The organism is Frigidibacter albus, from assembly GCF_009908165.1.
In the GTDB taxonomy this organism is placed as follows: domain Bacteria; phylum Pseudomonadota; class Alphaproteobacteria; order Rhodobacterales; family Rhodobacteraceae; genus Frigidibacter; species Frigidibacter albus.
In genome coordinates, this window is the sequence record NZ_JAAAUC010000007.1 from 207,983 (window position 1) to 232,027 (window position 24,045).

The 24,045-nt window shown below is 68.8% G+C and carries 23 protein-coding genes and 1 tRNA gene; 14 read left to right on the forward strand and 10 right to left on the reverse strand.

What is annotated here, in order from left to right; translation table 11 throughout:
- Positions 1-63 precede the first annotated feature (63 nt).
- The 3 genes from hisB to GVY41_RS12660 are packed head-to-tail and all read left to right on the forward strand — an operon-like array spanning position 64 to position 1,989.
- Entirely contained in the window at positions 64-651 is a 588-nt protein-coding gene (hisB, locus tag GVY41_RS12650) for an imidazoleglycerol-phosphate dehydratase HisB (protein ID WP_161346726.1), read from the forward strand.
- 19 nt (positions 652-670) lie between these two features.
- Positions 671-1,324 carry an imidazole glycerol phosphate synthase subunit HisH gene (hisH, locus tag GVY41_RS12655; RefSeq protein ID WP_161346724.1) on the forward strand — a complete coding sequence of 218 codons (654 nt, stop codon included), beginning with the start codon at positions 671-673 and terminating at the stop codon, positions 1,322-1,324.
- Complete coding sequence (locus GVY41_RS12660) at positions 1,321-1,989, forward strand: adenine nucleotide alpha hydrolase (RefSeq protein WP_161346723.1); 669 nt, start codon at positions 1,321-1,323, stop codon at positions 1,987-1,989. The genes hisH and GVY41_RS12660 overlap by 4 nt, the downstream gene beginning before the upstream one ends.
- 30 nt (positions 1,990-2,019) lie before the next feature.
- Here the strand turns inward: GVY41_RS12660 and GVY41_RS12665 are convergent, their stop codons facing one another.
- A complete protein-coding gene (locus GVY41_RS12665) occupies positions 2,020-2,400 on the reverse strand; it encodes a DUF2147 domain-containing protein (RefSeq protein WP_161346721.1) in 381 nt (126 codons plus the stop codon).
- 203 nt (positions 2,401-2,603) lie between these two features.
- On the opposite strand from GVY41_RS12665, the gene hisA reads away from it, so the two are divergent.
- The 3 genes from hisA to GVY41_RS12680 all read left to right on the forward strand — a co-directional run bounded on the left by hisA (position 2,604) and on the right by GVY41_RS12680 (position 4,598).
- Positions 2,604-3,326: a 1-(5-phosphoribosyl)-5-[(5-phosphoribosylamino)methylideneamino]imidazole-4-carboxamide isomerase gene (gene hisA, locus GVY41_RS12670; RefSeq protein ID WP_161346719.1), complete on the forward strand. Its 723-nt coding sequence runs from the start codon at positions 2,604-2,606 to the stop codon at positions 3,324-3,326.
- A 202-nt stretch (positions 3,327-3,528) separates the two neighbouring features.
- Entirely contained in the window at positions 3,529-4,290 is a 762-nt protein-coding gene (hisF, locus tag GVY41_RS12675) for an imidazole glycerol phosphate synthase subunit HisF (RefSeq protein ID WP_161346717.1), read from the forward strand.
- Positions 4,287-4,598, forward strand: coding sequence for a phosphoribosyl-ATP diphosphatase (locus tag GVY41_RS12680; protein ID WP_161346715.1), 312 nt, complete (start codon positions 4,287-4,289; stop codon positions 4,596-4,598). Before hisF ends, GVY41_RS12680 begins: the two co-directional genes overlap by 4 nt.
- Positions 4,599-4,717: 119 nt before the next feature.
- Here the strand turns inward: GVY41_RS12680 and GVY41_RS12685 are convergent, their stop codons facing one another.
- Positions 4,718-5,719 carry a hypothetical protein gene (locus GVY41_RS12685; RefSeq protein WP_161346713.1) on the reverse strand — a complete coding sequence of 334 codons (1,002 nt, stop codon included), beginning with the start codon at positions 5,717-5,719 and terminating at the stop codon, positions 4,718-4,720.
- A gap of 160 nt (positions 5,720-5,879) precedes the next feature.
- Positions 5,880-5,963, reverse strand: a tRNA-Tyr gene (locus GVY41_RS12690).
- Between the two features lie 166 nt (positions 5,964-6,129).
- Here GVY41_RS12690 and rlmB point away from each other — a divergent pair.
- The 4 genes from rlmB (at position 6,130) to GVY41_RS12710 (ending at position 9,774) form a co-directional block, all read left to right on the forward strand.
- Entirely contained in the window at positions 6,130-6,912 is a 783-nt protein-coding gene (gene rlmB / locus GVY41_RS12695; protein ID WP_161346711.1) for a 23S rRNA (guanosine(2251)-2'-O)-methyltransferase RlmB, read from the forward strand.
- Between the two features lie 156 nt (positions 6,913-7,068).
- Entirely contained in the window at positions 7,069-7,548 is a 480-nt protein-coding gene (locus GVY41_RS12700) for a YHS domain-containing (seleno)protein (RefSeq protein WP_161346709.1), read from the forward strand.
- A 218-nt stretch (positions 7,549-7,766) separates the two neighbouring features.
- A complete protein-coding gene (locus tag GVY41_RS12705) occupies positions 7,767-8,225 on the forward strand; it encodes a CoA-binding protein (protein WP_161346707.1) in 459 nt (152 codons plus the stop codon).
- Between the two features lie 268 nt (positions 8,226-8,493).
- The gene (locus tag GVY41_RS12710; RefSeq protein ID WP_161346705.1) at positions 8,494-9,774 is read left to right on the forward strand and encodes an O-acetylhomoserine aminocarboxypropyltransferase/cysteine synthase family protein; all 1,281 of its coding nucleotides are present in this window, start codon (positions 8,494-8,496) and stop codon (positions 9,772-9,774) included.
- Between the two features lie 43 nt (positions 9,775-9,817).
- Here GVY41_RS12710 and GVY41_RS12715 read toward each other — a convergent pair whose 3' ends face one another.
- Positions 9,818-10,534: an SIMPL domain-containing protein gene (locus GVY41_RS12715; protein ID WP_229726053.1), complete on the reverse strand. Its 717-nt coding sequence runs from the start codon at positions 10,532-10,534 to the stop codon at positions 9,818-9,820.
- A 159-nt stretch (positions 10,535-10,693) separates the two neighbouring features.
- Between GVY41_RS12715 and GVY41_RS12720 the strand changes: the two genes are divergently transcribed.
- Together GVY41_RS12720 and GVY41_RS12725 are read left to right on the forward strand one after the other, a co-directional pair.
- Positions 10,694-14,395 (forward strand): ribonuclease E domain-containing protein, encoded by a 3,702-nt coding sequence (locus GVY41_RS12720; protein ID WP_161346703.1) that lies wholly within the window; start codon positions 10,694-10,696, stop codon positions 14,393-14,395.
- 138 nt (positions 14,396-14,533) lie between these two features.
- Positions 14,534-16,396: a monovalent cation:proton antiporter-2 (CPA2) family protein gene (locus GVY41_RS12725; protein ID WP_161346701.1), complete on the forward strand. Its 1,863-nt coding sequence runs from the start codon at positions 14,534-14,536 to the stop codon at positions 16,394-16,396.
- 228 nt (positions 16,397-16,624) lie between these two features.
- On the opposite strand, the gene GVY41_RS12730 is transcribed toward GVY41_RS12725, so the two are convergent.
- From GVY41_RS12730 to GVY41_RS12750, 5 genes are all read right to left on the reverse strand, one after another.
- Positions 16,625-17,134, reverse strand: coding sequence for a CarD family transcriptional regulator (locus GVY41_RS12730; RefSeq protein WP_161346699.1), 510 nt, complete (start codon positions 17,132-17,134; stop codon positions 16,625-16,627).
- A gap of 328 nt (positions 17,135-17,462) precedes the next feature.
- Positions 17,463-17,801 (reverse strand): ferredoxin FdxA, encoded by a 339-nt coding sequence (fdxA, locus tag GVY41_RS12735; RefSeq protein WP_161346697.1) that lies wholly within the window; start codon positions 17,799-17,801, stop codon positions 17,463-17,465.
- 108 nt (positions 17,802-17,909) lie between these two features.
- On the reverse strand, positions 17,910-18,236 hold the full coding sequence (locus tag GVY41_RS12740) for an RNA-binding S4 domain-containing protein (protein WP_161346695.1): 327 nt from the start codon (positions 18,234-18,236) through the stop codon (positions 17,910-17,912).
- Positions 18,237-18,239: 3 nt separating this feature from the next.
- A complete protein-coding gene (locus GVY41_RS12745; protein ID WP_161346693.1) occupies positions 18,240-21,419 on the reverse strand; it encodes a helicase-related protein in 3,180 nt (1,059 codons plus the stop codon).
- 13 nt (positions 21,420-21,432) lie between these two features.
- Positions 21,433-21,990, reverse strand: coding sequence for a tetratricopeptide repeat protein (locus GVY41_RS12750; protein WP_161656901.1), 558 nt, complete (start codon positions 21,988-21,990; stop codon positions 21,433-21,435).
- 68 nt (positions 21,991-22,058) lie between these two features.
- Between GVY41_RS12750 and GVY41_RS12755 the strand changes: the two genes are divergently transcribed.
- Positions 22,059-22,346, forward strand: coding sequence for an SCP2 sterol-binding domain-containing protein (locus GVY41_RS12755; RefSeq protein ID WP_161346691.1), 288 nt, complete (start codon positions 22,059-22,061; stop codon positions 22,344-22,346).
- Complete coding sequence (locus GVY41_RS12760; protein WP_161346689.1) at positions 22,346-23,293, forward strand: alpha/beta fold hydrolase; 948 nt, start codon at positions 22,346-22,348, stop codon at positions 23,291-23,293. Before GVY41_RS12755 ends, GVY41_RS12760 begins: the two co-directional genes overlap by 1 nt.
- 2 nt (positions 23,294-23,295) lie before the next feature.
- Here the strand turns inward: GVY41_RS12760 and GVY41_RS12765 are convergent, their stop codons facing one another.
- Positions 23,296-24,021 carry a proteasome-type protease gene (locus tag GVY41_RS12765; RefSeq protein WP_161346687.1) on the reverse strand — a complete coding sequence of 242 codons (726 nt, stop codon included), beginning with the start codon at positions 24,019-24,021 and terminating at the stop codon, positions 23,296-23,298.
- Positions 24,022-24,045 lie beyond the last annotated feature (24 nt).

Sequence of the window (24,045 nt, forward strand, 5' to 3'; positions counted from 1 at the left end):
CCTGCCCTTCCCAAGCCCCGCACCTGCAGCCTATAAGGCCCCAGCAGCATGATGGAGGCAGCGATGCGGACGGCAACGATCACCCGCAAGACGGCGGAAACCGAGGTCACGGTCACCGTGAACCTCGACGGCACCGGCGCCTACAACAACGCCACCGGCATCGGCTTCTTCGACCACATGCTGGACCAGCTCGCCCGCCACTCGCTGATCGACCTGACCATCGCCGCCAAGGGCGACCTGCATATCGACGACCACCACACGGTGGAGGATGTCGGCATCACCCTCGGCCAGGCCCTCGCCGCCGCCCTGGGCGACAAGCGCGGCATCCGCCGCTATGGCTCTTTCCTGCTGGCGATGGACGATACCCAGATCCGCACCGCGCTCGACCTCTCGGGCCGCGCCTATCTCGTGTGGAACGTGGATTTCCCCACCGCCACCGTCGGCCGCTTCGATACCGAACTGGTGCGCGAGTTCTTCCAGGGCTTCTCCACCCATGCCGGCATCACCCTGCATGTGGACCGCCTGCATGGCATGAACAGCCACCACATCGCCGAGGCCGCCTTCAAATCCGTCGCCCGCGCCCTGCGCGAGGCGGTGGAACCCGATCCGCGAATGGCGGGGGCCCTGCCCTCGACCAAGGGCACCCTCTAGGCCCGAACAAGGAGCCACCATGCTCGCCCCCCAAAATCTGACCGTCCTCGTCGATTACGACTCCGGCAACCTGCACTCCGCCGAAAAAGCCTTCCAGCGCATGGCGGCGGAAACCGGCGGCGGCCGCGTCATCGTCACCTCCGACCCCGACTTGGTTGCCAAGGCCGACCGCATCGTCCTGCCCGGCGACGGCGCCTTCCCGGCCTGCCGCCAGGCGCTGACCGACCATACCGGGCTCTTCGAGGCCATCCATGAGGCAGTGACGCAGCGCGCCCGCCCCTTCCTCGGCATCTGCGTCGGCATGCAGATGCTGGCGACCACGGGCCGCGAATACCAGGACACCAGCGGCTTCGGCTGGATCGACGGAGACGTCGTGCGCATCGCCCCCGCCGATCCGGCGCTGAAGGTGCCGCATATGGGCTGGAACGACCTGGTCATCGACACCCCCCACCCGGTGCTGGCAGGCATCGAAACCGGCGATCACGCCTATTTCGTCCACTCCTACCACTTCCGCACGGCGGGTCCCGCGGACCTCTTGGCCCATGTCGACTATGCCGGCCCCATCACCGCCATCGTCGGGCGCGCCAATATCGTCGGCACCCAGTTCCACCCCGAGAAGAGCCAGGCCACCGGCCTGCGGCTGATCGCCAACTTCCTCGGCTGGCGGCCATGACCGCGCCCAAGGCGGTCCTCAGCTGGTCCTCCGGCAAGGACTGCGCCTTCGCGCTGCTGGAGGCCCGCCGCCTCGGCCTCGCCGATGTCGTCGCCGTGCTGACCACCACCAACGAGGCCTTCGACCGCGTCGCCATGCACGGCACCCGCGCCGCCCTGCTGGCCCGGCAGGCGGACGCCCTCGGCCTGCCGCTGATCGAGGTGCCGCTGCCCTGGCCCTGCTCGAATGAAGAGTACGAATCCCGCATGGCCGCCGCGATGGATCAGGTCGCCGCCCTCGGCGTCCGCCACATGGTCTTCGGCGACCTGTTCCTCGAAGACGTGCGCGCCTATCGCGAGGAGAAACTCCGCCCCCTCGGCGTCGAGGCGATCTTCCCGCTCTGGGGCCGCCCGACCCACAGCCTCGCCCGTGACATGATCGCCGCCGGCATCGACGCCCGCCTCGTCACCGTCGACCCGCGGCATCTGGATGCCAGCTTTGCCGGGCGCCGCTTCGACGCAAGCCTGCTGGCCGACCTGCCCGCCACCGTCGATCCCTGCGGCGAGCGCGGCGAGTTCCACACCGCCGTGGTGGCGGGGCCGATGTTCTCGGCCCCGATCCCGGTTACCCTTGGCGAAACCGTCCACCGCGACGGCTTCGTCTATACAGACCTGATCCCGGACTGACCCCGCGCGCAGGCGCGGCTCTCCGCCAAATCAGTTCGCCCGGCTCCAGGTCTGGCCCTTGCAGATCGGCCCGACGCAGCCCGACACCTTCAGCGTATTGCCCGACAGCGCCATCTTCGAGCGGTAGACCTTGTCGGTCGACGGCTGCCAGATCTTGCCATCGCCATAGGCGCCGTCGCCCTTGGCGACCATGTCCCAGACAATCGGCTTGCCGACATTGGGCGAGGCATATTCGCCGCCCGCATTGAAGGTGCGCGCAATGGTCCCGCACAGCTTCGCCCCGCAGGGCGCGATGGCGACATGCGCATAGGCGCCGTCATCCACCTCGGTCTGCCAGACCCCCTCGACCGGATCGGCAAGGGCCGCGGTGGCGCCCAACGCAAAGGCCGCGGCAATGGCCAGAATTCTCATGACGTCTCCTCCCTGAAACGCGGATGTCCTCATCCTTGCCGCGATCATCATCCCCGCGGCCCGGTTCCGGCAAGCATGACGTAGCGTTCCGCAGCCCCGGTGGCTTTCCGCCGCCCCTTCGCGTCCGGCCCGCCGCCGCGCTTTGCAATCACCCCCCGCCTGTGGCAAGAGGCGCGCAACGACCCCGTCCAAAGGAAACGGCCATGATCCTCTATCCCGCCATCGACCTCAAAGACGGTCAATGCGTCCGGTTGCTGAAGGGCGAGATGGACAAGGCCACGGTCTTTTCCGACGATCCCGCCGCCCAGGCCGCCGCCTTCGAGGCGGCAGGCTGCGAATGGCTGCACCTCGTGGACCTCAACGGCGCCTTCGCCGGCCAGCCGGTCAACGCCGCCGCGGTCGAGGCGATCCTGGCCCGTGTGTCAGTTCCCTGCCAGCTCGGCGGCGGCATCCGCGACATGGCGACGATCGAGGCCTGGCTGACCAAGGGCCTGTCCCGGGTGATCCTCGGCACCGTGGCGGTGGAAAACCCGGCGCTGGTGCGCGAGGCGGCCACCGCCTTCCCCGGCAAGATCGCCGTCGGCATCGACGCCCGCGGCGGGCGCGTCGCCACCAAAGGTTGGGCCGAGGAAACCGACGTGACCGTGACAGACCTTGCCCGCAGCTTCGAGGATGCCGGCGTCGCCGCGATCATCTACACCGATATCGACCGCGACGGCGCCATGGGCGGCCCGAACATCGACGCCACGGCGGCCCTCGCCCATGCGGTGCATATCCCGGTCATCGCCTCGGGCGGGGTCTCCTCGCTCGCCGACCTCATCGCCCTGCGCGACTGCGGTGCCCCGCTCAACGGCGCCATCTCCGGCCGCGCCCTCTATGACGGCGCCATCGACCTGCCCCAGGCCCTCGCCGAACTCCGCGCCTGAAAAGCCACTCCCCCCTCCCATTCTTGCTGGCAAAAATATCCCGGGGGGAGCGGCCAACGGCCGCCGGGGGGCAGCGCCCCCCGTCTTCGGCGATACGGCAATTCGTATGTATGACATCTGTATAGCTTCCATACGCTTTCCACATGCCATTTGCATCGCCCCGCCCGGCCTCCTATGAACAGGCAAGCCCCGGAGCCGCGCCATGCTGAAAACCCGCATCATCCCCTGCCTTGACGTCGCCGATGGCCGTGTGGTCAAGGGCGTGAACTTCGTGGACCTGCGCGACGCCGGCGACCCGGTGGAGGCGGCGAAAGCCTATGACGCCGCCGGCGCGGATGAGCTGTGCTTCCTCGACATCCACGCAACCCACGAGAATCGCGGGACAATGTATGACCTTGTCACCCGCACCGCCGAGCAGTGCTTCATGCCGCTGACCGTCGGCGGCGGCGTGCGCACGCCGCAAGACGTGCGCGCCCTGCTGCTGGCGGGCGCCGACAAGGTCAGCTTCAACTCCGCCGCCGTGGCCGATCCCGACGTCGTCGCCCGCTCCGCCGACCATTTCGGCAGCCAATGCATCGTCGTCGCCATCGACGCCAAGACCGTCGCCCCCGGGCAATGGGAAATCTTCACCCACGGGGGTAGAAAACCCACCGGAATCAATGCGGTAGAGTTCGCCCAAACCGTCGCCGCCAAGGGCGCCGGGGAAATCCTGCTGACCAGCATGGACCGCGACGGCACCCGCGCCGGCTTCAACCTCCCCCTCACCCGCGCCATCGCCGATGCAGTTTCCATCCCCGTCATCGCCTCCGGCGGCGTCGGCACGCTGGATCACCTGGTGGAGGGCGTCACCCAGGGCCACGCCTCCGCCGTCCTCGCCGCCTCGATCTTCCATTTCGGCGATTTCACCATCCGCGAGGCCAAGGCCCACATGGCCGCCGCCGGCATCCCGATGAGGCTGTCATGACCGCCCTCACCCGCCTCGCCGCCACCATCGAGGCCCGCAAGGGCGCGGACCCGGACAGCTCCTGGACCGCCAAGCTCTTGAATAAAGGCCCGGAAAAATGCGCCGAGAAGTTCGGCGAGGAAGCGGTGGAGGCGATCATCGAGGCGGTGAAGGGCGACCGTGCCAAGCTGACCGCCGAGGCCGCCGACGTGCTCTACCACCTGCTGGTCATGCTCGCCGCCCGCGACGTGACGCTGGCGGAGGTGATGGCGGAGCTGGAGCGGCGCGAGGGGGTTTCGGGGATTGCCGAAAAGGCCGGGCGCTTGTGAAGAACGGCTCGTAGAGCTTTCTTAATAAACAAAAATTCTTATCTTCCTCACGGAAGCCGTCGCAGTTTCCCACGTGAAGAAACATCCACAACGCCCTGATAATTCACAAGTTTCCGCCCTCAGCGGAACCACAGCCCCTCGGCCTTGATCCGGTTGCGGATCATCGCCTCGCGCCGCGGCAAATCCTCGCGGTCGAACATCGCCCGGACCTTCGCGCCCTTGCCCTGGTAGACGATCTTCTTGATCGGCTCCCAGTCCTTCAGCACCTTCTTCACCGCATTCGGCGCCGTCACCTGTTCCAGCACCTCGACCACACGGTCGGTTTCCCGCGCGTAAAGCATGGGAAAGGTTCGGTAATGGCAGGTCACATCGCCATCCAGCCCGGCCAGCCCCGGCCCCGGGCGTCCGCCGCCAAGCCCGTGGATCACCAGCGGCAACGCCACCTGGTCGAGCCAGGGGTCCAGCGATTGCGAGGCCAGCGCGTCGGTCGGCTCATTCCGGATCGCCACCGCATACTCAAGGAACCGCTGCCCGAACACCGCCGGATCCTTGTAGAAGAACCAGCCCGCGTTGAAATACAGATACCGAGCCCAGTATTCGTCGGGCTGGCTCAGGTCCAGCGAGCTGGCGTAGTCCAGCCCGAACCGGTCATAGAGCGACTTCCAGATCTCGCCATAGCCCGGGCCATACAGCGGCACCTCGGGCCAGGTCCCCTCGCGCCGCATCGAGGCCGAGGGGCGGTCGAAATCGAATTCCACCTCGGCCAGCGGCCCGGTGAAGATGGTGTCGGTATCGAAAAACACGAAGGGCACATCCGCAGGCAGAGCCGCCAGAGCCTCGATCTTGTTGCCATAGGGATAGCTTTGGCCGAACTGTTGGTTCTCGAAGGGGACGATCTCTGCCCCCAGCGAAATCAACAGCTTGCGCACCGGCTCGGAGATGCGGGGATCGGATTTCCAGCGCGGCCCCGGCTGCGGCTCTGCCAGGATCAGGCGGCCGGCGAAATCGGCGTTCTGCGCGCGGAAACTGGCGGCCAGCACCACGGATTCATATTCCAGCCGCCCCTGCTGGACCACAGCCAGAACGTTGAAGGCGCGCGGTTTGGGCTTGCGTGCGGCCATTGCCTGGGGTCCCGGTTGCCAACTGAACTCGCGCAGCGGAGGCGCTGCTGCAGTGCAGTATAGGCAGAAGATGGCGGCGACGGGAAGGCAGTCACGGGCCCGTCACGCGGGTTTCTTGACCGATGCCTTGGCGTGCTGGGATGCGTCGGAACCGGGGAAATGGTGGGCGACCCTGGAATCGAACCAGGCGTGGGTCTCCCCGGCGGAGTTACAGTCCGCTGCCGCACCTTGCAGCACGTCGCCCGACGCTGGCGGGGGGATACCGAACGGCCCGGGGGGCGTCAAGCAGCATTTTCGCGCGGATTCCCGGGGCCCTGCCCGCCTCGGCCTTGCCAGCGGCGGCTGCACGGGCCATTGTCCGCTGCTGTCGGAACGCCGATAGGAACGCCTATAGGAACGGGGCTTGCGCCATGAAGAAACCCACCTGGGTGATTGACAAGGAACGCGCCCGCCGGGCGGCCGCGGCGGAAACCGTGTGGCTGTTCGGCCTGCACGCGGTGCGCGATGCGCTGTCCAATCCGGAGCGGGAACGCATCCGGCTGGTGCTGACCAAGAACGCCTATGACAAGCTGGCCGAGGCGGTGACCGCCGCCGGGATCGAGCCCGAGATCGTCGATGCCCGCAAGTTCGATGTCGAGGTGCCGCTGCAGCCCGACAGCGTACACCAGGGCGCCGCACTGGAGGTGAAGCCGCTGCGCTGGGGCCCGGTGTCCGAGGTCTGCATCGACGGGCCCGGCAACCCGCTGGTGGTACTGCTCGATCAGGTGACCGATCCGCATAACGTCGGCGCGGTGCTGCGGTCGGCCGAGGTGTTCGGCGCGCGGGCGGTGATCGCCCCTGCCCGCCATGCCGCGCCGGAAACCGGCGCACTGGCCAAGACCGCCAGCGGCGCGCTGGAGCGTCAGCCCTATCTGCGCGTCGTCAACCTGGCCGATGCGATGCAGGAGTTGCAGGCGGCGGGCTATGTCCTGATCGGGCTCGCGGCCGAGGCCGATGTGACGCTGGCAGAGGCGCTGGCAGAGGTCGGCACCCGCCCGGTGGGCCTCGTGCTGGGAGCCGAGGGGCCGGGGCTGCGCGAGAAGACCCGGACCACCTGCGACCGGCTGGCGCAGATCCCCTATACGGGCGGCTTTGGGTCGCTGAACGTGTCCAATGCCGCGGCGATTGCGCTTTACGCGGCGGCCACACGCTAAGGTGTGCTTTCGTGGGCTTTCCCCGGCCCGGGCAGGCTGGCATTCTCTGGGCTGTCCGGCACAGCGCGGCTCTGCCGGTGTTGCCGATTGCCAGTGCCGAATCTGTCCGATTGCCCCTGAACGCCTGCCCCTGAACGCCTGAACGGAAACCCTGTCATGCTGCCGCGTCCCCGCCTCGCGCCTCGCCGTGCCCTGCACCCTGCCGTGCTGTTGCTGGTGGCCTTGCTGGGCGCCGGTGCCGCTGGCCCGGCGCTCGCAGACCAGCGCAAGATCGCCTCAGCCTCGGGCGTGGCGCTGGCGGGGCGCGATGCGGTAGCTTATTTCGCCGATGGCCGCGCCGTGGCCGGCTCTGCCGATCACGCGCTGAAATGGCGGGGGGCGGTGTGGTTCTTTGCGACCGGCAACAACCTGTCCGCCTTCGAGATGAACCCCTCGGCCTATGCGCCGCGCTATGGCGGGCATTGCCCGGAATCGGTGATCGCGGGCGACCCGCGCCCCGGCAATCCCGACCTGTTCGTGATCCGCGAGGGCAAGCTCTACCTGGCCAAAAGCCGCGAGGCGATGGCCCGGATCACGCAGGACCCGGGGCTGATCGCGCAGGCCGATGCGGCGTGGAAGAAGCTGCGCGAGCGCTGACGGCGCCCTGCGCCCGCGGACGCAACCGGGGCGCAAGCTGGAAAAGATCACGACTCCGCGAGCGTGTCTTTAACGTCACATTTCCCCTCCTACATCTAATCTTGGAAGGCGACACCGGAACTGTCGTGTTTCTCTTCACTGTCCCTCGTTCCGCCACTGGCGCCCGGGCTTTTTCGTCCGGGCGCTTTTTTCTTGGCGGGCAATCAGCCGGAGCCAACATGACAACGACCGACACGTTCCTGCGCGACACCCTGCAATCCACCAAGGTGATCGCGGTGGTGGGCTTCTCGCCCGACCCGTCGCGCCCCTCGCATTACGTCGCCGAGTACCTGCGCGCACAAGGCTACCGGGTGATCCCGGTCAATCCTGGGCAGGCCGGCAAGAGCTTCCTGGGCGAGACGGTGGTGGCGCGGCTGGCCGATATTCCGCCCGAGATCGAGGTGGACATGGTGGACATCTTCCGCAAGGCCGATGCCGTGCCGGGCGTGGTGGAGGAGGCGATGGCCGCGCTGCCGCATCTGCGCACGATCTGGATGCAGCTTGGCATTGCCCATGAAGGCGCCGCCGAGACCGCCCGCGCCGCCGGGCTGGCGGTGGTCGAGGATCGCTGCCCCAAGATGGAGATCCCGCGGCTGTTCGGCCGCGCCTCGCCGCTGGAGGGCGTGCCGGAGGTGTGAGCCCCGCTTCTTGCCCGGAATCAAGGCGCCTTGGCGCCGCCGGGCAGCGCCCGTCCGCCCCCTCGGGCGGGCGCTTTGCGACGTCAGCCCCTAGAAATTCTGGGGGGTATGTTGAACCATAAAGTGCCTAGAACCGAGGTCGCTCGCCCACCCGGCGGACAGGCACTGCCCTCTGTCCGCTCCTCCCCCGCCGTTGCGCGCCGCCGCGGCTTCCCCTAGCCTCCCGCCCGGAACGGTCCGCGGCGCGGATCACGGGAGGAGAGACGGCATGACCCAGGGCTTCGACACACTTCAGGTTCACGCGGGCACCGCGCCCGATCCGGCCACCGGCGCGCGGCAGGTGCCGATCTACCAGACCACCGCCTATGTGTTCCGCGATGCGGATCACGCCGCCCGGCTGTTCGGGCTGCAGGAGGTGGGTTACATCTACTCGCGCCTGACCAACCCGACCGTGTCGGCGCTGGCGAACCGGATCGCGGCGCTGGAGGGCGGGGTCGGGGCGGTGTGCTGCTCGTCCGGACACGCGGCGCAGATCATGGCGCTGTTCCCGCTGATGGGGCCGGGGCTGAACATCGTCGCCTCCACTCGCCTTTACGGCGGCACGATCACCCAGTTCAGCCAGACCTTCAAACGCTTCGGCTGGTCGGCGCGCTTCGTCGATTTCGATGACGAGGCGGCGGTGGCCGCCGCCATCGACGATGACACCCGCGCGGTGTTCTGCGAATCGATCTCCAACCCCGGCGGCTATGTCACCGACCTGCCGGCGATTGCGGCGATTGCGGGCAAGGCGGGCATCCCGCTGATCGTCGACAACACCCTTGCCAGCCCCTACCTGTGCCGCCCCATCGAGCATGGCGCGACGCTGGTGGTGCATTCGACCACGAAATACCTGACCGGCAATGGCACCGTCACCGGCGGCGCGATCGTCGATGCGGGCACCTTCGACTGGTCGGCCTCGGGCAAGTTCCCGTCGCTGTCGGCGCCCGAGCCTGCCTATCACGGGCTGAAGTTCCACGAGGCGCTTGGCGGGATGGCCTTCACCTTCCACTCCATCGCCATTGGCCTCCGCGATCTGGGCATGACCATGAACCCGCAGGCGGCGCATTACACGCTGATGGGGATCGAGACGCTGAGCCTGCGGATGGAGAAGCACGTCGCCAATGCCAAGGTGGTGGCCGAGTGGCTGGAGAAGGACCCGCGGGTGGACTACGTCACCTATGCAGGCCTTTCCTCCTCGCCGTGGAATGCGCGGGTGGAAAAGATCTGCCCGAAGGGGGCCGGGGCGCTGTTCACCTTTGCGGTGAAGGGCGGGTACGAGGCTTGCGTGAAGCTGGTCGATGCGCTGCAGCTGTTCAGCCATGTGGCGAACCTCGGCGACACGCGCAGCCTGGTCATCCATTCCGCCTCCACCACCCACCGGCAGCTGACGCCGGAACAGCAGCAGGCGGCGGGCGCGGCGCCCAATGTGGTGCGGCTGTCGATCGGCATCGAGACTGTCGAAGACCTGATCGCCGATCTGGACCAGGCGCTGACGGCCGCGACGGCCTGAGAGATTCGGCCCGCCCTCCGGATGGAAGGCGGGCCGCCTGCGGTCAGTCGTCTGTGTCGTCGAGCTCATAGACCACGGTGACGGAGGCGTTGAGGCTCAGCTCGCCCTCGGCCACCGGCACGCCGGAATCCTTGGCAAAGCTCGCGGCCCGCATCTCGGGCATCGGCACGCCGTAGTCGACCTGCTCCGAGATCGAGACCACCTCGCCAAGCGTCACGCCAGCAGCAAGCGCGTAAAGCTCGGCCTTGCGGCGGGCATCGGCGATGGCGTCGCGGCGGGCGTCGTCCATCTTCGGCTCCGGCTCCTGCAGGCCGAAGGTCAGGCCATGGAGGTTGTTCGCGCCCTGCCCCACGGCAGCGTCGAGGACCCCGCCCAGGCTGTCCAGCGCCCGCACCCGGACGGTCACGTTGTTCTGCGCGATGAAGCCGCGGACCTTCGGGCCCTCGGGGCCGCCCTGGTAGTTGTCCTCATAGGCCGGGTTCAGGCTCAGGCCGCTGGTCTGGATATCCCGTGCCTCGATCCCGGCGCCGGTCAGGGTGGCCATCACCTCGGCCAGCGCGGCAGAGTTTGCCGCCATCGCCTCGGCCGCCGTTGCCGCCTCGGTCACCACGCCCAGGCTGACGGAGGCCATGTCCGGCACCGCCTCGGCGCTGCCATTGCCGGTCACGGTGATGTGACCCTCATCCGCCTGTGCCAGCGCCGGGGCACCGGCCCCCGCGCCAAGCGCCGCGACCATCGCAACCACGTTGAAAATGCGCATTCTGTCCTCCGGTTTGACTGGCATCACATTGGGCGTGTTGCTGCGCATCGCAAGCCGCGCCGGGGGTGTTTTCCTTCACATGTGCGAAAACCTGCTGTAGGACAGGGGACGCCTGCGGCACCGCCTTTCCCGGGCCTCGCCCCCAGCCAGAGCCATGGAATGAAACCAGCTTTTGCCCTGAACCTTTCGCCCGACGGTATCAGCCTGCTGCACCGCACATCCCGCGGCTGGCTGCTGGTCGGGGCCGTGGCGCTGGACGATCCCGATGTGCCGGCGGCGCTTGGCTATCTGCGCAAGACCGCGCTTGGCCTTGCGCCGCAGGGCTTCACCACCAAGCTGATCCTGCCCGCCTCGCAGATCCTCTATACGGCGGTCGAGGCGCCCGGCCCCGATGCCGCCAACCGCCGCCGGCAGATCGCCCGCGCACTGGAGGGGCGCACCCCCTATGCCGCCGAGGATCTGGTGTTCGACTGGTCGGGCACCGGCGGGCGGGTGAATGTGGCCGTGGTCGCGCGCGAGACGCTGGAGGAGGCAGAGGCCTTCGCACAGGAGCATCGCTTCAATCCGGTCTCCTTCGTGGCGATGCCCGAGGATGGCACGTTTGCCGGCGAGCCGTTCTTCGGCCAGACCGCCAAGGCCCGCAGCTATATCCCCGAGGGCGAGCGGCTGGTGCGCGACCAGGACCCGGTGCGCATTGCCGGGGATGCCGATCTGGCGCGCCTTGCAGCGACCAGCGTGGCCGAGAGGATGGTGGAGGAGGCGGCCCCGGCTGAAGCCCCCGCCGCAGAGCAGGCGGTTTCCGATGCCGCAGCGCCCGCGACGGACGACAGCGAGATAGTTGCCGCAGTTGATCCCGTGATCGAAGAGACAAGCGCCGAGACGGTCGCGCAGGCGCCTGTCAGCGAGGCTGACGTCGCAGCCGCGGCTGTTCTGCCGGGCGGCGCCGAGGCTGACATCGCGCCTGACGCAGTCGCACCTGATGCAGAGGTCGAGCCCGCGGCGAACCTTGAGCCTGAAGAGACCGGCGTGGAGGCCGCAGACGCGGAGCCGCTGGCGGCCGACGAACCCCTTGCCGAAGACATGCCCGCAGAAGCTCCGGTCGAGGCCGGGCCCGCCGACGCAGGGATGGAGCCGATCGTTGAGGCGGCGACCGAACCTGAGGCCGAGACGCCCGAGGCCGAGGCGCCCGAGGCCGAGACGGTGGACCCGCCCGCAGCTGCTGCGGCCGAACCGGCCCCCGAGGTCGCGCCCGCCGAACCGACAGACCCGCGCGAGGAACGCCGCCGGGCCCGCGCCGAACGGCGCGAGCGTGAGGCCGCCGAGCGGGCCGAGGCCGAGGCCGCGGCGGCCCTTGCGCGCCAGCCCAGCTTCGGCTTTGCCGCGCCGGTCGTCGCTGCGCAGGACGAACCGGAGCGGCCCTTGGCCGGCGTGGCCGCCGAGGCACAGGATCTGCCCGCAGCGTCTGCGCAAATGGGCGCAGCGCCCTCCGCAGCCGGGGCGCCCGCACCCTTCGGTGCCGGCATCAGCCTTGAAGATGAACACGCGGCCGCTCATGGCGCGGCAGAGGATGCTGCCTTCGCCCCCACCGCCGGGGAACCCGGCGCCGAGGATGCCGAGGAAGCCCCCTTCCTTGCCGTCGAGGATGAGGCAGAGGCGGCAATGCCCGCGCCTGCCCCCTTGCCGCCCGAGCTGGATGCCGACGGTGTGCCCACCCCCTTTGCCGCGGCGGCGACGCTGTCGCCTGCCCCCGCCATGCCCGGGCCGCGTCTGCGCCTTGGCCCCGCGGCGCCCGAGACCGGCCGAGCCACCCCGGCCAAGCTGGCGGGCGACTCCGGTTCGGTGATCTCGCCGCGGCTTGGGATTGCGGCAGAGCCGCGGGCCGAGGCCCGCACCGAGCCTGCCACGCGGGCGAAATCCCACGCCTCGGGCCTTGGCAAGGCGGTGATCGCCGCCGGCAAGATGGCCAAGGCCGCCAAGAACGCCCGTGTCGCCAACCGCCGTGTCGAGGCGGCCCCCGGCCCCGCCGCGCCGCGCAGCCGCACCAGTTCCGAGGCCGAGGCGCTGACGGTGTTCGGTGCCCGGCGCGGCAAGCCCGCGCGCGGCAAGCCCCGCTATCTGGGCCTGATGCTGACGGCGGCGCTGGTGTTCCTGATGCTGGCGGTCGCGCTGTGGTCGAGCCTGCTGGAGGACACGCCCACCGCCGGGGCCCCGGCCTCGGAGCCGGTTGCCGATGCCGCGCCGGCGCGGACCGCTGCCGTCGAGTCGCTGGCCGTGGCCCCAGATTTTGAGGACGTGCCCACCGTCGATGCCATCGAGGCCGACGCGATGACCGAGGCCGAGATCGCCGCCGATGGCGGGTTCGAGGCGATGGAGGCGCCCGCCGACGAGATGGCCGAGGCACCGACCGACCTGCCGACCGACCTGCCTGTCGACCTGCCTGTCGATCTGCCCGAGGACCTCCCCACCGAGCCGGAGGACGGCCTCGCCGGGCAACTGGCCGATGATCTGGCGGCCGCGCCAGAGACGTTGCCGCAAGAGGCACCGGTTCCCGGAAGCACCGCGCCGGATGCCGCCGCTGCTGCCGCGATTGCCGCAGCCGGCGTGGGCGCGGCGGGTGAGCTGGCCAATGGGCTCGCCGCGGCCGATATCGCCACCGCCGCACCCGAGGTGCCCGCCGATGCCGCTGGCGGCCCGGTGCCCGACGCCTCGGAGGGCCTGCCGCCCCGCCCCGCCGATCCTGCCGTGACCGAACGCAGTGCCGAGGCGCTGCTCGACACCACCGCCCTGACGGCCGACCCGCTGCCCGCGCCGCCGCAGCCGCCGCTGCCTTATGGCACCGGCTTCCAGTTCGGCGAAGACGGCCTTGTCGTCGCCACGCCCGATGGCGCGCTGACGCCCGAAGGCGTGACCGTGGTGGCCGGGGCGCCGACGCTGGTGCCGCCCGCGCGGCCCGCGGCCGTGGCCGCGGCGGCAGCCGAAGCGGTGCCGCCCGCGCAGTCCGACCCGGCAGCGGCCGAGGCGGCGGTCGCGGAGGCCGTCGCCGAGGGCGCAGCGGCGCCTGAAGCTGGCTCCGCGGTCTCTGTCCCCGATCCGGCGCTGGCGGGTGTGAAGCCGCTGCCCCGGCCCGCCTCGCTTGAGGTGCCCGCCGCAGTCGCGCCGGAGGCCGCCGCCGAGACACCGGCCGACACGCCCGCCGCCGCCGAAGATGGCGCGTCGCTGCCCGCCCCGCTGGTCGCCGATCCGGCGCTGGCCGCGTTCAAGCCGCGCGCGGCCAGCACCGTCGCGGTTGCCGCAGCCGCGGCAGCCCGCAGCGCCGAAGAGGCGCGTGCCGCCGAACAGGCTGCGCTGCAAGAAGCGCTTGCCAGCGCCACCGCCAGCGCCGTCGCCAGCTCTCGCAAGCCGCTCAGCCGTCCGCAGGACTTCTCGCGGGGGGTGGAGGCGGCGCTGGCAATGGCCGCCACCACCGCGCCGGTGATTGCCGCTGCGGCGCCGCCCCCGCAACCCGCGCCCGTTGCCGCCGCCCCAACCCGGCAGGCGGCCGTAGCGCCCGCGCCGGTTGAACCCGAAGAGATGGACGAGCCCGAACCCATTGCGGCGGCGCCGAACATCCCGACCACCGCCTCGGTCGCCAAGCAGGCCACCATCTCGGGCGCGATCTCGCTGCGCGAGATCAACCTGATCGGGGTCTATGGCGCCTCGTCGAACCGGCGGGCGCTGGTGCGGCTGGCGAACGGGCGGATGTTGCGGGTGAAGATCGGCGACCGGATCGACGGCGGCCAGGTCACCGGCATCGGCGAGGGGCAGCTGACCTATCAGAAGGGCGGCCGGACCCATGTGCTGCGGATGATCCAGCAAAGCTGATCCCGCGGACGCAGCCGGTCGAAAGAGGCAAAATCAGCCGGCCGCGAGGCCGGTTGGCTGCTGGAATTTCCCCTGCGCCCCGCCTAAGCTGCACGCGCATCCCGCCCCGGGCCTTGCACCTTCATTGACCGGACCGATATGGACGCCTTCCTTTTCCAGGCCACTCTTTACCTGATCGCGATGGTGATCGCCGTGCCCATTGCCTCGCGGCTGGGGCTTGGCTCGGTGCTGGGATACCTGCTGGCGGGCGTGGTGATCGGGCCGGTGCTGGGGCTGGTCGGATCGGAAATGGCCGACCTTCAGCATTTCGCCGAATTCGGCGTGGTGATGATGCTGTTCCTGATCGGGCTGGAGCTGGAGCCGCGGGCGCTGTGGGCGATGCGCGACAAGCTGATCGGGCTTGGCGGGTTGCAGGTGGTGGGCACCATGCTGCTGGTCGGCGCCCTGTGTCTGGCCTTCGGGCAGGAATGGCGCGTGGCGCTGGCGGTGGGGGCGATCCTTGCGCTGTCATCCACCGCCATCGTGCTGCAAACGCTGGATGAAAAGCGGCTGATGCAGACGGCGGGCGGGCGGTCCACCTTTGCGGTGCTGCTGACCCAGGACATTGCGGTGATCCCGATGCTGGCGCTGCTGCCGCTGCTGGCGCTGCCGGGCGCGCGGGCGCTGGCGCAGGCCGATGCCTCGCACGGGGAACATGCCGCGGTCAGCATGATCCAGGGCCTGCCGGGCTGGGGGGTGACGCTGGTGACGCTTGGCGCGGTGGCGGCGGTGGTGCTGGCGGGGCATTACCTGATCCGCCCTGCCTTCCACTGGGTCCATGCCGCGCGGCTGCGCGAGATCAACACTGCGCTGGCGCTGGCAATCGTGGTGGGCATCGCCTCGCTGATGACGCTGGTCGGCCTGTCGCCGGCGCTTGGCACCTTCCTTGCGGGGGTGGTGCTGGCCAACTCGGAGTTCCGGCACGAGCTGGAATCGGACATCGCGCCGTTCAAGGGGCTGCTGCTGGGTCTGTTCTTCATCACCGTCGGCGCCGGGATCGATACGGGCCTGCTGTTCAGTGCCCCCGCGCAGCTGATCGGGCTGACGCTGGCGCTGATGGGGGCCAAGGGCGCGGTGCTGTATGTGCTGGCGCGGATCTTCGGGATCCACGGGCGCGACCGCTGGCTGTTCACGCTGGGGCTGGCGCAGGCGGGGGAGTTCGGCTTCGTGCTGGTGTCCTTTGCCCTGGGCCAGCGCATCCTGCCGGCCGGCACGGCGCAGGTGCTGATGATGGTGGTGGCGCTGTCGATGCTGCTGACGCCGCTGTTCTTCATCCTGCACGACTACCTTGCGCGCCGGCTGACCGACAGCGCCGAGCCCGCCAAGGCCGATGACATCGATGCGCCAGAGCCGATCATCATCGCCGGGATCGGCCGGTTCGGGCAGGTGGTGAACCGGATGGTCACCATGTCCGGCTTCAGGACCACGGTGCTGGACCATGACCTTGCCACCATCCGGCTGATGCGGAAATTCGGCTTCAAGGGCTATTTCGGCGACCCGACCCGGCCCGAACTGCTGAAGGCGGCGGGGCTGGACAAGGCGAAGATCCTGGTGGTGTGCCTCGACAACAAGGAAGCCGCGATCCGGCTGGTCAGCTATGCGCGGCGGATGCGGCCCGACCTGCACATCATCGCCCGCGCCCGCGACCGGGTGCATGTGTTCGAGCTGTACAAGGCCGGGGCGAACGACATCGTGCGCGAGCTGTTCGACAGCAGCCTGCGGGCGGCGCGCTATGTGCTGGAGAACTCCGGCCTGTCGGATTTCGAGGCGGCGGAGGCGGAGCGGATCTTCTTCAAGCTCGACCGGGCGGCCGTGCGCGATCTGGCGCAGGTCTGGAAGCCGGGGATTCCGGTCGAAGAGAATGCCGAATACCTCGCCCGCAGCCAGGAGCTGAGCCGCGAGCTGGAAGCGGCGCTGACCGAACATTTCGCCGCGCAGGAGGGGCAGAAGCCGGCGGCGTGAGGCGGGTCAGCAGTCGAGGGCCGCAGGCGCCGCTTGCCCCTCCCCGCCCCTCACTCCCTGGCGAAGGCCATCGCCTTCGCCAGGGAGCGACCTCTCCGCTCTCCGGGCGGGCGGGGCGAGGCAGTGCCTCGCCTTTTCCCGCCCGACCTGAACGGCTCGACACAGGCTGACCAAATGCAAAAGGCCGCGGATCACCCCGCGGCCCCTTCCATCTCCTATCCGCAACCCTCAGGCGGCGCGCGATACCAGCACGTCATCGACCTTCTTCGCGGCGCCGGCCTCGTCCACGCCCGATACGGCGGCGACTTCGCGGGTCAGCCGTTCCAGCGCGGCTTCATACAGCTGGCGCTCGGAATAGGACTGCTCGCGCTGGTCATCGGTGCGGTGCAGGTCGCGGACCACCTCGGCAATCGCCATCAGGTCGCCGGAGTTGATCTTCTGTTCATATTCCTGCGCCCGGCGCGACCACATCGCCCGCTTGACCTTGGCCTTGCCCTTCAGCGTCTCCAGCGCGCGGGTCACCACGTCGGGGGTCGAGAGCGAGCGCATCCCGATCTCGGTCGCCTTGTGGGTCGGCACGCGCAGGGTCATCTTGTCCTTTTCGAACGAGATCACGAACAGTTCCAGCTTCAGGCCGGCGATCTCCTGCTCTTCGATCGAGATGATCTTGCCAACGCCATGCGCCGGGTAGACGACGAAGTCGTTGGGGCGGAAATCGGATTTCTTGGTCTTGGTCATTCAGTCGTTTCCTTGCACGGCACCCTGCCTCAAAGCCAAGAAATTCCACCGCGGCGGCGCGATGGCCCCCGCAATCAACTTCATTTTGGCGCTGAGAAACCACCTCACGGGCGAGCAGCGCCGCGGATGGGGTCAGGTATCCAGGTCCATTGTGAAGGAAATATAGCAGAAAATTCCGCGATTTCAAAGCGGCGCGGAAAACGGGGCCCTGCGCAGCCGCGCTGCGGCAGGAGTGCGTGGAATCTCAAGCCCCTGCAGGGCGCAGGGCAGGCGCCCGTCGGCAGCCGATCAAGCCTGCCCGCAGCGACTCGGTCCGAATCGGCGCGACTCAGTCGCCCTGACCGGGGGCTTCGCTGAAGTATTTCTCCAGCTTGCCGCTCTCGCCATCGCGCTCGGCCGCCTCGGGCAGCGGGTCGCGCTTCTGGGTGATGACCGGCCACATCTCGGAGTATTTCCGATTGAATTCCACCCACTTGTCCATGTCCGGCTCGGTATCCGGGCGGATGGCATCGGCGGGGCATTCCGGCTCGCAGACCCCGCAATCGATACACTCGTCGGGGTGGATCACCAGCGTGTTCTCACCCTCGTAGAAGCAGTCCACGGGACAGACCTCGACACAGTCGGTGTATTTGCAGGCGATGCAGTTGTCGGTGACGACATAGGTCATGGCGGGCCTTCACGAAGCTCTGGCTTTTCAGGGGTGTTATCCCTCGCCGCGGCAGGGATCAAGCGCGGCTGCGCAGGAAAGACCGGCGCTGCGGCGTTCGGGCACGGATCAGGACGCGTGTTCCGGGCCTTGGGGCGACTGCGGCACGGGCGTTTCCGGGGGCGGGGCGTCGAGATCGAGGTAGAGCGCGGCGGCCTCTGCGGCCGGGCCGCGGCGTGTGCCGCAGAAGAGGATCCGCAGCAGGCGGATGCGGGCGCCTTGCGGCAGGGTCAGGGTGTCCCCCGGCCCCACCGGGTGCGCCGGGCGCTGCACCCGCTGGCCGTTGACGCGGACATGCCCCGCCTCGACCAGCGCAGCCGCCGTACCCCGGGTCTTCGCCACCCTTGCGAAGACCAGCCATTTGTCGAGACGGAGCGTCAGCCGCGCCTCCGGCAAGGGTTACTTCCGGTCGCGCAAGGCCGCCAGAACGGCAAAGGGGTTGTCCGGGTCGATCTTCTGCTCCTTGGGGGGGCGCGCCTCGTAGCTGCGCGGGCGGTCTTCCTCGCGGCTGCGGGGCTTGCCGCCCTTGTCGCCGTATTTGCCCGAGGGTTTGCCGCCGGGCTTGCCGCCGTGGCGGTCCTCGCGCGGCTTGCCCTCGCCGCGGGGCCGGTCACCTTGCGGACGGTCACCTTGCGGGCGGTCACCCTGGGGACGCTCGCCCTGGGGACGGTCACCTTGAGGCTTGTCACCCTGCGGGCGATCCCCCTGCGAACGGGGCTCGCGCTTTTCACGCGGCGCGCGCTCGGCGCCCGGGGCGGCAGCGTCGCGGCGCTGACCCTGCGGAGCGCCCCCCTCACGGCGCGGGCCACGCTCGCCTCGCGGCTCGCCGCGGTTGCCGCGCGGACGCGGTGCCCAGACGAAGGTGTAGTAGGTTTCCAGCTCGGCCGCCGGAACAGCCGATTCGCCCTCGGGGATCGGGTTCGCAGCGGGATCAGCGGCAAGTTCGGAGACAGCTTCCGCTTCCCCTTCCGGCGCGGCGGCTGCTTCAACCGCAGGCTCTGCCTCCGGTTCAGCCACAGGCTCTGCCCCCAGCTCTTCCGCAGCGGCCTGGGCGGCCTCGGGCGAGGTCATCGACGCAGCCTCGGCACCGGACTCAATGCCGGGCTCGGGGGGCTCTGCCGAGACATCCTCGGGGATGGCTTCGGCCACAGGCTCGACAGCGGCCGGAGCCTCCGCCTTCACGTCCGCCTTCGCCTCGGGTTTTCCCTTGGCGCGCTCGGCCTTCTCGCCCCTGTAGCCCAGACCGCCCATCAGGTCGGCGAACTGCTCCAGCGTCATGCCGGTGATCGACAGCATGTCGGCCGTCGCCTCGAACCCGGCGCGGCTGTCCTTGGCGCGCAGAAGGTCTGCAAGCCGCTCCAGCATGTCGATGCGGATCGCGCGGGTGCCGGCGGGGTGGTAGCCCGACAGGGTATAATAGGTCTTCGGCACGTCCTGAATGTTCGGGATCGTCACGAGGCCCGGGGGTGGGCTTTGGGGGAATTCGTCCAGGTTGTTGGCAAGGCTCCACAGCACCAGCCGCAGCCGGGTCGGGGCGGGTTTCAGCAACGCCTGCTGGAAAATCGTGTACTGGCCAAAGCGCACGCCATGCTTGCGCAGGGCAGACCGCGCCTCCTGGTCGAGCTCTTTCACCTCGGCCGCAACAGTCTCGCGCGGGATCACCCCCAGCTGCTCGACCAGACGGAAGGCAAAGCCGCGGGCGAGCCCGGTCAGCGTTTCATCCCGGCTCATCGCCAGCAGCGGCTCGAACAGGGTGCTGGCCTTGCGGTCGATGAAGTGCTGCAGGCGCCGCCTGACCTTCTCGGTCACGTCGGTGCCAGCCTCGTCATCCACGAAGGCCTCGACGCCGGGCTTGAGCACATCGGCGCCCTTGACCAGCTTGCCCACCGCAGTGCTGCCCCACATCAGGCCGCCCTGTTCGGTGAAATCCAGCTCGGTATCGGGCGCGTTGTAGAACCGGTCGGCCCGCAGGCTGAACTCGGGGCGCAGCGATTCATAGGCCGCCTGCCGCAGCGTGCGCGCCGCATCGGGGGACGAGCTTGCGTCCTGCTGGAAGCGGAAACCTTCGAGACGGCCGGCGAACTCGCCCTCGACCGTCACTTCGCCCTTGTCGTTAACCTCGGCCACAAGGCTCTCCTTCTGCTTGAGCCGCCGCAGCAATACGCTGGTGCGCCGGTCCACGAAACGCTGGGTCAGGGCACCATGCAGCGCATCCGACAGGCGGTCTTCTACCGCGCGCGTCTCTCCGCGCCAATGGCTTTCGTCGGAAACCCAGCCTTTGCGCTGCGCGATGTAGGTCCAGGTGCGGATAAACGCCAATCTCTTGGACAATGCGTCGATATCGCCCTCGGTCCGGTCGATGCGCTTGATCTGCGTTGCCAGCCAGTCGTCGGAGACATGGCCATCATCGCGCAGGAAGCCGAAGATGCGGGTCAGAAGCGTGGCATGTTCGGCGCCAGAGATGCCGCGGAAGTCGGGGATGCGGCAGACATCCCAGAGCAGTTTCACGTCTTTCGGGCCGGTCACGCGGCCGCGCACCTCGCCGGCCTCGATCAGGCTTTTCAGGGCCAGCACGTCATCGGATTCGCGGGCGCGGGTCAGCCATTCGTCATTCGTGGGCGCTTCCAGCGAGGCGATCAGCTTTTCGACCGTGCCGAACTCCAGCGCCGAGTTGCGCCAGCTGAGCCGCTTGATCGGGGCGAAGCGGTGGTTTTCGAGGGCATCCACAAGGTCTTCGTCAAAGGCGCTCGCCTCGCCGGTCACTCCGAAGGTGCCGGACTGCGTGTGCCGCCCGGCGCGGCCGGCGATCTGGCCAAGCTCGTGCGGGAACAGGTGGCGCATCCGGCGGCCATCGAACTTGGCGGTGGCAGAAAAGGCGACATGGCCGATGTCGAGGTTGAGCCCCATGCCGATGGCATCGGTGGCGACGAGAAAATCCACGTCGCCGTCCTGGTAGAGCGCCACCTGCGCGTTGCGGGTGCGGGGGCTGAGCGCGCCCATGACCACCGCGCAGCCGCCCTTCTGGCGGCGGATCAGCTCGGCGATGGCATAGACATTCTCAACCGAAAACCCGACGATAGCACTGCGCGGGGGCATCCGGCTTATCTTTTTCGAACCTGTATAGGTCAGCGTCGAAAACCGCTCACGCCCGACGAACTGCACCCGCGGCACCTGCGCGGCAATCGCCCCGCGCATGGTATGGCTGCCGAGGAACATGGTTTCCAGCAGCCCGCGCGCGCGCAGCAGGCGGTCGGTGAAGACATGCCCCCGCTCCGGGTCTGCGCAGAGCTGGATCTCGTCGATGGCCACGAAATCCGCGCCGATTCCCTCGGGCATCGCCTCTACCGTGCAGACCCAATACTGGGTGCGCTCGGGCACGATCCGCTCCTCGCCGGTGATCAGCGCCACCACCGAGGGCCCGCGCTTTTCCACGACGCGGTCATAGACCTCGCGTGCCAGCAGGCGCAAAGGCAGGCCGATAACCCCCGTGCGGTGCGCCAGCATCCGCTCGATGGCATAATGGGTCTTGCCAGTATTTGTCGGCCCGAGGACCGCCGTGATCCTCGTCTCGCTCGCCATGATCCGAAGGCTCCTAGAGTTCCGTGCCCCCGGTGGCTTGGTCAAGCCGGGTCAGTGCCTCGTTGAGTTCGGGCTGGTGGGGGTTGACCGCAAGGGCCGCGCGATAGGCCGCCGCGGCGTCCTCCTCGCGTTCGAGCTGTTCGAGAATCATGCCAAGCCCCGCCAGCGCGCCATAGTGCTGCGGGTTGAGGGCGAGGGTCTGGCGGATATCCTCCAGCGCCGGGCCGAACTGGCCGGCGACGAAGAAGGCAGTAGCGCGCAGGTTCCAGCCCTCGGCAAACTCCGGGGCATGGTCGGTCAGCGCGGTCAGGTGTTCCAGCGCGGCCAGCGGATCGCCCGCCTCCAGCGCCTCTTGACCGCGCTGCAGCAGCAGATCCATCGCGGCAGAGCCGGATCTGGACCATTCGCGCAGCAGGTCGGATTCGACGCGCTGCCAATCCTCGGTCGCGGGATCGGCCAGTTCGCGCAGCAGCTGGTCCGTGTCTGCCGATTGAGCAGCCACCGGCGCAGCCAGAAGCAGGGCCAGTCCTGCCGTCACGGCATATTTGTGCAAGGCTGTCAAAATACGCATAACATGGACAAGTGTAACGCATGCGCCGGGGAATGCGAGAGCCCGGCCATCACTTTTGGAGGATACCCATGAGCGAGACCATCACCGCAGCCGTGGCCGCCCTGAATGAGCGGCTGTCGGACGGCTTTGCCGGCATTGCCAAGTTCGTCATCGACGGCGAAGGCGCCATCATGATCGACGGCAATGGCGCCCGCGCCGGCGATGACGATGCCGATGTGACGCTGACCGCATCTGCCGAGACCTTTCAGGGTATCCTCAGCGGTGACACCAACCCCACCGCGGCCTTCATGACGGGCAAGCTCACCGTCGATGGCAATATGGGCATGGCGATGCAACTGGGCGCGCTGCTGTCCTGATGGACGGGGCCGCTGCACCCGCGCCGCTCTACACCGACATAGCCGATGCCCCCGTCGGGGGCATCGCGTTGTGGCGGACCTGCGCCGATGGCGTGCGGGTGCGGGTGGCGCTTTGGCCCTGCGAGGGCGCGAAGGGAACGGTGCTGCTGTTCCCCGGCCGTACGGAATACATTGAAAAATATGGGCCCGCCGCGGGTGAGCTGGCCGAGCGCGGCTATGCGATGGCCTGCATCGACTGGCGCGGGCAAGGGCTGGCCGACCGGCCTCTGGCCGATCCGGCGCGCGGGCATGTCGGGCGGTTTGCCGAGTATCAGTTCGACGTGGCGGAACTGGTCGCGGCGGCGCGCGCGGCGGGCCTGCCCGAACCCTTCCACCTGATTGCGCATTCGATGGGCGGCAGCATCGGCCTGCGCGCCCTGCAGGAGGGGCTGCCGGTCCGCTCGGCCGTGTTCTCGGCCCCGATGTGGGGGATCAAGATCCATGTTGCGGCGCGGCCCTTGGCCTGGGCGGTCGGCACCGGCGCGCGGATGGCGCGGCGCGGGCATCTTTATGCGCCCTCGACCGGGCCGGTGACCTATGTGCTGGCCAACGACGCCCCCGGCAATGTGCTGACCACCGATCCGGACATGTACGCCTTCATGCAGCGGCAATTGCGCGCGCATCCCGAGCTGGCGCTTGGCGGGCCGACGCTGCACTGGCTGCTGGAGGCGCTGCGCGAGACGCGGGCGCTGGCGGGACGCGTGCCACCCGCCCTGCCCTGCCTGTGCGTCATGGGCGGCAATGAGCGGGTGGTCGATACCGGCCGCATCCGCAGCGTGATGGCGCGCTGGCCCGGCGGCCGGCTGGAGCTGATCCCGGGCGCCGAGCATGAGGTGATGATGGAGACGCCGGCCACGCGTCAGCGGTTCTATGACAGCGCGGCGGCCCTGTTCGACGCCGAGGGCTGACCTCAGATCGTTATCTGGGTAAAGCTTTCGCGCAAAGCCACCGACCAGGCCTCGCTCATTTCCTTGAACTGAGGGTCGCCCGCCTCGATCCGGCGGCGCGAGGTCACCCGGCAGGCGTCCTTCTCGATCACAGCAAGGTCCAGCGGCATCCCGACCGACAGGTTCGAGCGCAGGGTCGAATCCATCGACAGCAGCACCGCCTTCTGCGCCTCGGAGATCGAGGTGGCGGGCTTCACCACCCGGTCGAGAATCGGCTTGCCGTATTTGTGCTCGCCGATCTGCAGGAAAGGCGTGTCATCGGTCGCCTCGATGAAGTTGCCTTCCGGGTAGATCAGGAACATCCGCATCGCGCCGCCCGCCCGCTGCCCGGCCACGATCATGCTGGCCGAAGTGCTGACCTTGGCGGCGGTCATCTTCTCGTCGATGTCCTGCCGGACCGAGGCGAGGGTGTTGCCGATGATCTCGGCCACCTTCAGCATCGTCGGCGCCAGCATGATCGAGCTGGCGGCATCGGCGTCGGGTTCGTCGATCGCCTCGCGCAGGCGGGCGATGGTGGTCTGGGTGACGGACAGGCTGCCGGCGGTGAGAATCGCGATCACCCGTTCGCCGGGTTCCTCGAAGATGAACATCTTCCGGTAGGTCGCGATGTTGTCGAGCCCGGCATTCGTCCGGGTGTCGGACAGCAGCACCATGCCCTCGTTCAACAAAAGGCCCACGCAATAGGTCATCTCAATGCCTCGAAATCCGCCGGT